Here is a 12,096-nt window from a genome sequence, read left to right on the forward strand (position 1 = left end):
TATTTTTAGTTGTTTTTGATGAATTCGATAGCTTCATCTAGTGGTAGTTGTGATTGGTCACCGGTTTCCATGTTCTTTACGGTTAGCTTGCCGGACTCGACCTCTTTCTATCCTACTATGACTGCGTAATCTGCTTCAATGTTGTTGGCATGGGATAGTTGTGTTTTGAAGTTACGCTGCATGATATCTAGATATACGGTTAGTTCTTTTCGCAGGCTTGTTGTGACCTGGATGGCATCGATACGCGTTTCATCGGTGGATATTACAACTACGCTCTTCTGTTTTTCAGGCATTATTTCGCACACTTCCATTATACGGTCGAATCCAAGTCCGAATCCGGTAGATGGTACATCTCCGCCGCCGAATAATGAGATCAATTGATATGAACCTCCTCCGCAGACCTGATTTTGTGCGCCAAGTCCTTCTGCATATATTTCGAAAACCATTCCGGTGTAGTAGTCAAGGCCTCTTGCTATGCCTAGGTTGATAGAATAATCGATCTCGTATGCGTTGAGGAATGTCAGGAGCTGCTCAAATTTGTCTATTTCTTCGATGTCTCCTAATATTTCTCTTGCTTTTGTTATTGCATCGGTGCCTGTGATGCATATCAGCTCAAGTAGATTTCTTCTAAGCTCTACCGGGGCGTTTATTTCTTCAAAGTATTCTTCGAGACCGGAGTCGTCCTTTTTGTCCACAAGGCGCATTATTTTGCTTTGTTGCTCTGGTTCGAGCTCTCTGAGTATATGGCGGATTATTCCTAAGTGACCTACGTGAAGGTCGCCTTTGATGCCTGCTGCGTTGAGCATGGTGGTTGCAAGGGCAATTATCTCAGCATCTGCATCAGCGCGGTTGCTACCGATAACTTCGACACCGAACTGCCAAAATTCTCGGAACCTTCCTTTTTGTGGTCTTTCATAACGGAAGCAATTCTCGAAATAGAATAGCTTGAGTGGTTTTGGGGTCGCCTGCATTTCGTTGACGTACATTCTCATTACCGGTGCGGTAAGTTCAGGGCGTAATGCCATGTTCCTGTTGCCCTTGTCGTTGAAATTGTAGAGTTCACCGATAACACCTTCTCCTGATTTGAGGGTGAATAGCTCCAGATTCTCAAAGGTGGGGGTGATAACTTCCTTATAGTCCCATTTGTTGACCACATTTCTCATTATGTTCTCGATGTTTCTTCTGCGAGCGGTCTCTTCTGGAAGGAAGTCCCTTGTCCCTCTTGGTTTGCTGACTTTCATTTTGATCGAATCCTGATGAATAGTAATTGTGTTATGTGTGGTACTACGTTCTTTGTTAGTGTATAGTATGTAGGACCAATAATGGTTGTGTCTATAGTAACTGAATGATGTATTTTATATTTTCGATTATTGCTTCATATTGTTTGAAATCGATAATTTAGCAGCACTTCTATAAATATATATTTTGTGTAATGTACAATATACAGGTTACATATAAACCCATGTTATCCATTGACACACAATCTATAAATATGAGAGCGTAGTGTTAGGGGTGCTCTCATTGAGCTGATTGGTGCCGTTTTCGGTACGATCAGGATGAGGGTTCAAAAAACGTTTATGCTCTTTCATGACTGGACTCACATTTGTCAAAAATGTGGTTGTGCTTTCCTATTCGGAAGGTATATATAGCATGGAGGAGTTTAAGGAAATCCACTCAATGGGTGGACTTTCAATCACCTTCAATTTAATATTATTTAGTGGAGACCGGAGCTTTTTTGGTCTGACGTTGAATTTGGCAGTTCGATTAATTCTGACTGATAGTGTAAATCTATCTATCGAGAACTAATCGAAATTGTGCATGAATAAGTAACTCTCTAATTCACTTTAGAGTGTTCTTTTCCGACAATTTTTAAGTTTAACTTCCAATTAGTGTGCTTTAACAACAAACTCTGGTTGATCCTGCCAGAGGTTACTGCTATCGGTGTTCGACTAAGCCATGCGAGTCATATGTTCTTCGTGAACATGGCGGACTGCTCAGTAACACGTGGATAACCTGCCCTTAGGTTTGGCATAACTCCGGGAAACTGGAGATAATTCCGAATAGGTCAAATATGCTGGAATGCTTTTTGATCAAAAGACTTCGGTTGCCTAAGGATGGATCTGCGGTCTATCAGGTTGTAGTGGGTGTAACGTACCTACTAGCCTACGACGGATATGGGTTGTGAGAGCAAGAGCCCAGAGATGGATTCTGAGACATGAATCCAGGCCCTACGGGGCGCAGCAGGCGCGAAATCTTTACAATGCGGGAAACCGCGATAAGGGGACACCGAGTGCCAGCATTTATGTTGGCTGTCCACATGTGTAAACGGCATGTGTTAGCAAGGGCCGGGCAAGACCGGTGCCAGCCGCCGCGGTAACACCGGCGGCCCGAGTGGTAATCACTTTTATTGGGTCTAAAGGGTCCGTAGCCGGTTTGATCAGTTCTTCGGGAAATCTGACAGCTCAACTGTTAGGCTTCCGGGGAATACTGTCAGACTTGGGACCGGGAGAGGTAAGAGGTACTACAGGGGTAGGAGTGAAATCTTGTAATCCCTGTGGGACCACCAGTGGCGAAGGCGTCTTACCAGAACGGGTCCGACGGTGAGGGACGAAAGCTGGGGGCACGAACCGGATTAGATACCCGGGTAGTCCCAGCCGTAAACGATGTTCGCTAGGTGTCAGGGGCGGTGCGACCGCTTCTGGTGCCGTAGGGAAGCCGTGAAGCGAACCACCTGGGAAGTACGGCCGCAAGGCTGAAACTTAAAGGAATTGGCGGGGGAGCACTACAACGGGTGGAGCCTGCGGTTTAATTGGACTCAACGCCGGAAAACTCACCGGGGGCGACAGCAAAATGTAGGTCAAGCTAAAGACTTTACCTGAATCGCTGAGAGGAGGTGCATGGCCGTCGTCAGTTCGTACTGTGAAGCATCCTGTTAAGTCAGGCAACGAGCGAGACCCGTGCCCACTGTTGCCAGCATGTCCTTCGGGATGATGGGTACTCTGTGGGGACCGCTGGTGCTAAACCAGAGGAAGGTGCGGGCTACGGTAGGTCAGTATGCCCCGAATCTCCCGGGCTACACGCGGGCTACAATGGTTGGGACAATGGGTTCCTACACCGAAAGGTGATGGCAATCTCCTAAACCCAACCGTAGTTCGAATTGAGGACTGTAACTCGTCCTCATGAAGCTGGAATCCGTAGTAATCGCGTTTCAACATAGCGCGGTGAATACGTCCCTGCTCCTTGCACACACCGCCCGTCAAACCACCCGAGTGAGGTATGGGTGAGGGCACGGACTTAGTGCCGTGTTCGAACCTAAATTTCGCAAGGGGGGTTAAGTCGTAACAAGGTAGCCGTAGGGGAATCTGCGGCTGGATCACCTCCTAAGCAAGATCCGCACAAAGCGGATCACCGCTATCAGTCAGAAATCGATAAACTGCCAAATTCAACAAACCACTTTCAATGAACTGAGATTCGCTGGAAAGTTCTCAGGGGCTTGTAGATCAGTTGGAAGATCGCCGCCTTTGCAAGGCGGAGGCCTAGGGTTCGAATCCCTACAAGTCCATTGGATCAATTAAGATTCACAATCATCAAGTGCACCGAGCAAGTAATGTTGCTTGGGAAGGATGGATGTGCCTGATACCCCATATCAGGTACTATGAGATCATGTATACATATTACATATCAGACGCTCACTGGACAAAGTGAGATGGACTCTGGTAATTATGCCGTCAGGTGGATGGCTCGGCTCAAGCGCTGATGAAGGACGTGCCAAGCTGCGATAAGCTCAGGGTAGGTGCATGGAACCTATGAACCTGAGATTTCCTAATGAGACCTCTTAGCACATTTGTGCTGATCAGTAATGATCGGGAACGCCCCGAATTGAAACATCTTAGTAGGGGCAGGAAGAGAAATCGAAGAGATGCCGTTAGTAATGGCGAATGAACACGGCACAGTTCAAACTGAATCCCTCCAGTAATGTGAGGGAGATGTGGTGTTATAGGAACTTTCTAAGATTCCTATCTTTTCTTAGCTGAACTTTTCTGGAACGTTAGACCATAGAGTGTGATAGTCACGTAAGCAATGAAAAGAGGAATTGGAAATGTTCCTGAGTATCGTGTGTTGGAAATCACGCGAGAATTTGGGAGGCACCAACTTCCAAAACTAAATACGTCTTGAGACCGATAGCGAAATAGTAGGGTGACCGAAAACTGAAAAGTACCCCCAAAAGGGAGGTTAAAAGTGCCTGAAACCTGATGGTGATGGAGCGATATGGCATGAAAGGATCTTTAGTTCGAAGGAATCAACCGCGAGGTTGTAGTACGAGTTCTAATGCCGATGTCATATCATACGTTTTGAAGAACGGGCCAGGGAGTGTAACTAAGTGGCGATGGCTAACCTTTTATCTGGGAAGCCGAAGCGAAAGCAACATGCGTGCAACCTTTACGGGTGAGACGCGGCGTATACAAGTGCGTGGAGTCACTAAGTTACGACCCGAAGCCGGGTGATCTAGGCGTGGGCAGGTTGAAGCGTGGCGAAAGCTACGTGGAGGACCGCAAGCGGTATTGATCTGCAAATCATTCGTGTGACCTGCGTCTCGGAGTGAAAGGCTAATCTAACCCGGCATCAGCTGGTTCCTTCCGAAACATGTCGTAGCATGACCTAACTGGAGATAGTCGGTGGAGTAGAGCACTGATTGATGGCCCTGGGGAAGAAATTCCTCATCCGTCTGTCAAACTCCGAACCCACCGTCGTCGTAGAAGGTTGGAGTCCGGACTACTGGGGTAAGCCTGTAGTCCGTAAGGGAGACAACCCAGCCCGTGGTTAAGGTCCCTAAGTGTCGACTAAGTGTTAATACTAAAGGGCGTCCCAAGCCCTAGACAGCTGGAAGGTTAGCTTAGAAGCAGCTATCCTTTAAAGAGTGCGTAACAGCCCACCAGTCGAGGTTTGGGGCCCCGAAAATGGACGGGGCTCAAGTCGACCACCGATACCACGGAGTACCGTAAGGTAATCTCGTAGGAAGGCGTTGCGTTTGGGTAGAAGCAGGGCTGTGAAGTCCTGTGGACCGAGCGGAAACGAAAATCCTGGTAATAGTAGCAGCATAGTTAGGTGAGAATCCTAACCGCCGAAGGGGCTAGGTTTCCTCGGCAATGATCGTCAGCCGAGGGTTAGTCGGTCCTAAGTTGTACCGTAATTCGAGTACATCAAAAGGGAAACAGGTTAATATTCCTGTACTATTCAACAATAAAACTGACGTTTTGGGGCAGGCTGAGCGGCGCTGTCGCGCCGTTTAAGCATCTAAATCTGTGGAGAGCCGTAATGGCGAGAAGCAGACGAATATGTTATGACGAAAGTCGGCTGCACCCCGGAACCCGTGAAAAGGGAGTTGAATATCCGTACCGAGATCTGACACAGGTGCCCCTAGCTGAAAAGGCTAAGGCGTGTCGGAATAATTTGGCTAAGGGAATTCGGCAAATTGGCTCCGTAACTTCGGGAGAAGGAGTGCCTGCCGTGAAGACGGCAGGTCGCAGTGACCAGGGAACTCTAACTGTCTAATATCAACATAGGAGATCGCAAACCCGTAAGGGCTAGTACGATCTCTGAATCCTGCTCAGTGCAGGTACCTGAAACTTCGGTTCAACGGAATGAAGGGCCTGTAAACAGCGGGGGTAACTATGACCCTCTTAAGGTAGCGTAGTACCTTGTCGCTTAATTGGCGACTTGCATGAATGGATCAATGAGAGTTCTACTGTCCCTAGCCAGAGTCCGGTGAAGCTTACATTCTAGTGCAGAGTCTAGAGACCTCTAGGGGGAAGTGAAGACCCCGTGGAGCTTTACTGCAGCCTGTCGCTGGGTTGTGATTTTGGATGTACAGTGTAGGTAGGAGACGTCGAAGCCGGTGCGCCAGCATCGGTGGAGTCGCAATTGGGACACTACCCTTCCAAAGTTACGACCCTCACTCCGTGAGGAGGACCCCGATAGGTGGGCAGTTTGCCTGGGGCGGGACGCCCTTGAAAAGATATCAAGGGCGCGCAATGGTTAACTCAAGTGGGTCGGAAACCTACTGAAGAGTGCAAGAGCATAAGTTAGCCTGACGTGATTCAGCACAGTAGTGGATCACGAGACGAAAGTCGGTTCTAGCGAACCTTTATGTCCCGCTTGGTGCGGGCTAAAGATGACAGAAAAGTTACCCCGGGGATAATTGAGTCGTTGCCGGCAAGAGCACATATCGACCCGGCAGCTTGCTACCTCGATGTCGGTTCTTTCCATCCTGGCTGTGCAGCAGCAGCCAAGGGTGAGGTTGTTCGCCTATTAAAGGAGATCGTGAGCTGGGTTTAGACCGTCGTGAGACAGGTCGGTTACTATCTACTAGAGGTGTATGTGGTCTGAGGGTAAGTTGCTTTTAGTACGAGAGGAACAGAGCAACGGCGCCACTGGTCGATCGGTTGTCTGACAAGGCACTGCCGAGCAGCTACGCGCTAAGGAATAAGAGCTGAATGCATCTAAGCTCGAAATCTAACCTAAAAAGAGACCACTTTAAGGGTTCCGGTAAAAGACCGGATCGATAGGAATGGGATGTAAGCACCAAGGCAACGAGGTGTTCAGTCCGCATTTACTAATATCCGTGCCTCATCCTTCTCGCTTTGTCCGGGCGAAATCTGATATGTAATATGATCATACATGATTCCATTCCATTAATTTGAATGAGTATGGCGGCCATAGTGGTAGGGCAACTCCTGTTCCCATCCGAACACAGAAGATAAGTCTACCTACGTTGTTTACTGTACTGAAGTACGAGAGTCTTCGGGAAATCTGCATCGCTGCTATGCTCACTCTATTCAACTTTTTTCTTGACTGATCTTTAACTCAATAGTTGTAACTCTGTCTGACAACATTTACAATGGTAATTGATCTCATTCTAACAGACATCATGTCTATCAGAATCACTTCGCAGTACCTATATTTGTCACAAGGTAAAAGTTTATATGCATGTTTTACCTACTAGGGAATACATCCCAATTGCCAAGGTGGCGGAGCGGCTACGCAATCGCCTGCAGAGCGATACCATTCCGGTTCGAATCCGGACCTTGGCTTTATTCATTAAAATAAGAGGGTCTGACTTAAAATCCTGACCTCTTGAGCAAAGCTCAAAGGTCGCGCGCTCCAGAAGCGCTAATCTGGATTTGGACCTTGGTTTTATTCATTAACATAAGAGTATGGCGGGCATAGTGGCAGGGCAACTCCTGTTCCCATCCGAACACAGAAGATAAGTCTGCCCACGTTGTTTATTGTACTGAAGTACGAGAGTCTTCGGGAAATCTGCATCGCTGCTATGCTCACTCTTATTAAGTTGCTTTTCTTAATGTTTAGCTTAAAAAGCAACAGCTATAGATCAATCCTTGCAAAATCAAAACAGTGTATTCTGTAAATACATATGCGTAACTTCAATCATAGATTATATCTACTTTTATCTATATATTTATCATTTACAATGTCATGTGAACGGATAATTTCTGGTACCATAATATATGGGGATGAGTTTGAATCAATTGATGGGTATATTTGTATCGAAGATGGGGTCATTTCCGAAATCGGCGAAGAACCCACGGATAGCAATAACATCATAGCCCCATGTTTTATAAATTCCCATACGCATATTGGTGATTCTATTTGTAAGGACCCTGTACTCGGGGAATGTAATAATTTTAAAGTATCCAAAGATCTTGATGCTCTTGTACGGCCACCGGGTGGACTAAAACATAAGATACTTGAAAATACATCTTATCCTGATCTGGTCCGATCTATGCGAATGACCATACAAGATATGTTACAAACAGGCACTTCCGCATTTGCAGATTTCAGGGAGGGTGGTGTTCTCGGTGCTCTTGCACTGGAAGAGGCAGTTTCTGATCAGGATATAGACCATCTCATATTTGGAAGACCAAAATGCACTGACCGACCACTTGATGAAATTATGTCTGAACTTGACAGGATACTGCAACATGCAGATGGTCTTGGGATGAGTGGGACAAACGACCTCGATATGGATATCCTCATCAAGTCCAAACGAAAAGCAAAGGATTTCAATAAGTTGTTTGCGATACATGCAGGAGAAAAAGACAACACTGATATCGAAAAAGCAATTTCACTGGATCCCGACATTCTAATTCATATGACAAAGGCAATGCGTTCCGATCTGCAGGCAATATCCGAATCCAATATTCCTATAGTTGTATGTCCACGTTCCAACTTTATAACTGATGCGGGTATGGCCCCAATTTGTGGAATGTTGGAGGAAGGAGTGAATGTAGGTGTTGGAACTGACAATGTAATGCTCAATTCAGTCAATATGTTCTCTGAAATGGAGGTCTTATCCAAGGTTTTCGGTCTTGAGGATAGACAAGTATTTAAGATGTGTACGCTAAATGGAGCATCACTTCTGGGACTTGAAAATACAGGTTCCATTAAGAAAGGCAATAAAGCAGATCTTATGATCTTGAATGGCAATTCCAACAATCTGGTTGGTATAAGTGATCCGATAAGCGGAATGGTCAGAAGGGGTAGACCAGACGATATTTTATCCATTATACATACAAACAAATGATGGTGAGGTAACATGACTAGCGAACTGTACAAGAAGATAATGGTAGCAACCGATGGTTCTGAACAGAACAAAAAAGCAATATCATATGGTGTTGAATTTGCGAAATTGAGTGGGGCAAAGTTGTATGTTGTATATGTTGTGGATACAGCTGCGTTTGCTTCTATACCAATGGATGCCGGATGGGAAATGATGTATGAACTTTTGGAAACAGAAGGTAAAAATGCATCAATGCAAGTTGAAGAGTTTGCTAGATCTCAAGGACTGGAATTAGAATCTACTGTTCTGGAAGGACATCCTAGCAATGAGATAATCAAATTTGCAGAAGAAAATGGCATCGATATGATTGTGATCGGTACACTTGGTAAAACTGGAATTGATAGGTTCCTCCTTGGAAGTGTTGCTGAAAAAGTAACTCGTAATTCTAAAGTGCCCGTACTCGTTGTACGTGGAGAAAAAAACGAATAAATTTATATTGAGGTTAATTGAACATGCCTAAGGAAACACTGGTCAGAGATATTATGGTTAAGGACGTTGCGTGCATCTCTCTTCCTGGTTCAAGAGATGAGGTTCTTTCTATTCTGAAAGACAAGAAGGTCTCAGGACTTCCAGTCATCAAGGATAACAAATTGGTTGGAATTGTAAGTCGTTCCAATCTTTTGAAAAAACCAACAGAGGAACAATTAGCCCTTTTAATGGTGCGCGATCCAATTTCAATAAGTCCTGATGAGGACCTATCTGTAGCAGCACACATCCTTTTGAAGCACGGTATTAGAAGGTTACCTGTCGTGGAAAATGAAAAACTTGTAGGACTTATCACTGTTGCTGATGTAGTGGGCAGTCTGGTGGATTTGAATATCACCACTCCTATAAGTGAATATCTCAATTCCGGGGTAGGTCCGGTCTGGTATGAGACCCCTCTCCACGTTGTGGCAAGGAACATGGAGCTGGCACATGTAAAAGCAGTTCCTGTTATTGACACCAATCTCGATATCGTAGGTCTTATCACCGACCGTGATATCATAAGTGCAAGTGTCATTGAAGACTCTGTGGAAGTGTCCAACATGTCTGCAGGTGCAGATGATGATGAATGGACTTGGGAAAGTATGAGGGATACCATGAGCATTTATTACAGTGTCTCAAGGATAAAGGTTCCTTCAGTGCCTGTTAAAGATGTCATGGTCAAGGAGTTGATCTCAGCATCAAGTAATATGGGTGTCAGCGAATGTGCACTTAAGATGAAAAGGAATAGGATCGATCAGGTTCCAGTGGTTAGTGCAAACCAGAAATTCATAGGTCTTTTGAGGGATCGCTATCTTTTAAAAGCCATCCTTAACGCGTGATCTTAGATATTTTGAAAGGAGGTTTTCTCCTTTCGATACTTTTTTAATTTATTAATTGGATGTGCTTTACATGAACAGACCGTTTACATTCATAAATTCTGCAATGTCTGCCGATGGTAAAATATCTACCAAAGAGAGAAAACAGGTACGTATCTCTGGAGATATCGACTTTGATAGGATGGATGAGCTTCGTGCATCATCAGATGCGATAATGGTGGGGATAGGTACGGTTCTCGCAGATGATCCCAGTCTGACTGTAAAATCTCGATATCGTCGCGACACACGCAAGAACAAAGGACTTGATGAGGATCCTGTTCGTATAATTGTGGATAGTAAAGCCCGAACACCTCTGAATGCTGATATCTTTAAAAAGGGAACTGGTATGCGCATTGTTGCCGTCTCAAGCTCTGCACCTAAAGAAAAGGTAGATGCTCTTTCAAAAAAAGCAACAATTATCACCGCAGGGGATGAAAAGGTCGATCTTGTCCTGCTCATGGGCCAGCTAAGTTCAATGGGCATTCAGAGATTGATGGTCGAAGGCGGTGCAACTCTCAACTGGGGTTTGCTTTCCAATGGTCTTGTGGATGAGGTATTCTCTTTTATAGGTAATATCTTCATAGGTGGCAATAGCTCTCCAACTCTCGTTGATGGGGAAGGTTTCCTCAAAGGTGATTTTCTGCCTCTGGAATTGATAAGTTCTGAAACCATTGAAGAAGGCGTATTGCTCAAATGGAAAGTACTTAATAAATGACTCTTCGGAGCATCAATGCTTTTTTTTATCCACACGGTTTTGGGGGCACGTGTGTGAACTATGCATAACCTTTAAATGAAAAAATGTTCATAATTATTGTATTCAATAAAAATGTTCTACAAAATAATTGATCCTGGTTGGTGGTATCTATGAAATTAGAAGCTCTCGTTATTACTTTACTTACTCTGTCAGTTCTTCTTGCAGGATGTGTTTCAGATGTCACTCCTATTGATGCGGAATATGATGCAAATGACCGCGATGCTATCCTTGTAACCGAAAAGCAACAGATAGATGATGCACTGGTAAACGGGCCTGTGCTTTTAAAGATCGGTGCTGAATGGTGTCCTCCATGCACTCAACTTGACCCTGTTCTCGATGAGCTTGCAATGGACTATGAAGGCAGAGCGACCATAATGTACATTGATTCAGGGATTACATCTGGTCTTGCCGCACAGTTCAAATATTATTCAATTCCTGATACCACGGTGATAGCAGGTATCGAAGATGGAAGTTATTTGTTCATGAGGCGTGATGGTGTGATCGATACTTCTCGTAACAAAGCAAGGATTCTGGGATATGTCGATATATCTGTTCTTGAAACGGTACTTGATCATGCGATCGAGTATCATGCAAATACGAGTGAATAAGTGAAATTATTTCAGATAACCTATCTTTTACTTATGGGGATGATTTTTATGGATCTTGGAGGAGCTACACCATTAGCAGCATTTATAGCAGGGGTGATCAGCATATTATCTCCCTGCGTTCTTCCTTTATTGCCTGTTATTTTTGCTTACTCTACTTCAAAAGGTAAACTAAGACCTCTTGCGATAGTATCCGGTCTATCCTTATCATTCGTATTCATGGGGATAATAACATCTGTCTTTGGTTCGCTTTTTCAGCAATATCTCATCTACCTTACTGCATTTGCAGGTATAATTGTCATATTGATGGGGTTGACCTTGCTTTTTGATCTTGGGACTTTCAACTCAATTGGCGGACTTTCGGGAAAACAGTTCAAAGAGAACGGCTTAATGGGTGGTTTGCTCCTTGGTATCTCCTTAGGTATCATATGGATACCTTGTGTAGGTCCAATACTGGCTTCGATCTTATCTCTGGTCGCGATTGAGGGTGATCTTCTCTACGGTGCCTTCCTGTTGTTCGTATATTCAATGGGTCTTGGTATCCCAATGTTATTAATTGCTTACTCTGCGAATATTTCCTCGTCAAAGCTGGGCATGATCGCAAAGTACGATATGTATCTTAAAAAAGTAGTTGGATTCATCCTGGTATTAGTCGGTATGTGGATGCTTTACAATAATGTGCTCATAAGGCTATGAGCCTAGATGGATCTAATCCACTCATATGACTGCTAAAAATAGAATCTAGGAAGATCAATGTGT

At 44.8% G+C, this 12,096-nt stretch carries 7 protein-coding genes, 2 tRNA genes, 4 rRNA genes and 1 pseudogene; 12 read left to right on the forward strand and 2 right to left on the reverse strand.

Going from position 1 to position 12,096, the window contains the following annotated elements; genetic code table 11:
* Positions 1-5: 5 nt before the first annotated feature.
* A pseudogene (locus MBUR_RS14750) lies at positions 6-95 on the reverse strand (His/Gly/Thr/Pro-type tRNA ligase C-terminal domain-containing protein); the annotation flags it as partial.
* Positions 96-107: 12 nt separating this feature from the next.
* Positions 108-1,241 carry a histidine--tRNA ligase gene (gene hisS / locus MBUR_RS12160; protein WP_011500337.1) on the reverse strand — a complete coding sequence of 378 codons (1,134 nt, stop codon included), beginning with the start codon at positions 1,239-1,241 and terminating at the stop codon, positions 108-110.
* Between the two features lie 665 nt (positions 1,242-1,906).
* Here hisS and MBUR_RS12170 point away from each other — a divergent pair.
* The 12 genes from MBUR_RS12170 to MBUR_RS12225 all read left to right on the forward strand — a co-directional run bounded on the left by MBUR_RS12170 (position 1,907) and on the right by MBUR_RS12225 (position 12,033).
* Positions 1,907-3,382: ribosomal RNA gene (locus MBUR_RS12170) — 16S ribosomal RNA — on the forward strand.
* Between the two features lie 107 nt (positions 3,383-3,489).
* Positions 3,490-3,562, forward strand: a tRNA-Ala gene (locus tag MBUR_RS12175).
* Between the two features lie 146 nt (positions 3,563-3,708).
* Positions 3,709-6,636, forward strand: a 23S ribosomal RNA gene (locus MBUR_RS12180).
* A gap of 70 nt (positions 6,637-6,706) precedes the next feature.
* Positions 6,707-6,827, forward strand: a 5S ribosomal RNA gene (gene rrf / locus MBUR_RS12185).
* A 192-nt stretch (positions 6,828-7,019) separates the two neighbouring features.
* Positions 7,020-7,091 (forward strand) — tRNA-Cys (locus MBUR_RS12190).
* A gap of 122 nt (positions 7,092-7,213) precedes the next feature.
* Positions 7,214-7,334, forward strand: a 5S ribosomal RNA gene (gene rrf / locus MBUR_RS12195).
* Together the 16S, 23S and 5S rRNA genes with 2 tRNA genes alongside form the textbook arrangement of a ribosomal RNA operon.
* Before the next feature lie 155 nt (positions 7,335-7,489).
* A complete protein-coding gene (locus tag MBUR_RS12200; RefSeq protein WP_048063423.1) occupies positions 7,490-8,602 on the forward strand; it encodes an amidohydrolase family protein in 1,113 nt (370 codons plus the stop codon).
* Positions 8,603-8,614: 12 nt separating this feature from the next.
* A complete protein-coding gene (locus MBUR_RS12205; protein WP_011500339.1) occupies positions 8,615-9,067 on the forward strand; it encodes a universal stress protein in 453 nt (150 codons plus the stop codon).
* Positions 9,068-9,090: 23 nt separating this feature from the next.
* On the forward strand, positions 9,091-9,942 hold the full coding sequence (locus MBUR_RS12210; protein WP_011500340.1) for a CBS domain-containing protein: 852 nt from the start codon (positions 9,091-9,093) through the stop codon (positions 9,940-9,942).
* A 70-nt stretch (positions 9,943-10,012) separates the two neighbouring features.
* The gene (locus tag MBUR_RS12215; protein ID WP_011500341.1) at positions 10,013-10,693 is read left to right on the forward strand and encodes a 2,5-diamino-6-(ribosylamino)-4(3H)-pyrimidinone 5'-phosphate reductase; all 681 of its coding nucleotides are present in this window, start codon (positions 10,013-10,015) and stop codon (positions 10,691-10,693) included.
* Positions 10,694-10,842: 149 nt separating this feature from the next.
* Positions 10,843-11,340, forward strand: coding sequence for a thioredoxin family protein (locus MBUR_RS12220; protein WP_011500342.1), 498 nt, complete (start codon positions 10,843-10,845; stop codon positions 11,338-11,340).
* 48 nt (positions 11,341-11,388) lie between these two features.
* Positions 11,389-12,033, forward strand: coding sequence for a cytochrome c biogenesis CcdA family protein (locus MBUR_RS12225; RefSeq protein WP_011500343.1), 645 nt, complete (start codon positions 11,389-11,391; stop codon positions 12,031-12,033).
* Positions 12,034-12,096: the final 63 nt, after the last annotated feature.

The organism is Methanococcoides burtonii DSM 6242 (genome assembly GCF_000013725.1).
GTDB classification, from domain to species: domain Archaea; phylum Halobacteriota; class Methanosarcinia; order Methanosarcinales; family Methanosarcinaceae; genus Methanococcoides; species Methanococcoides burtonii.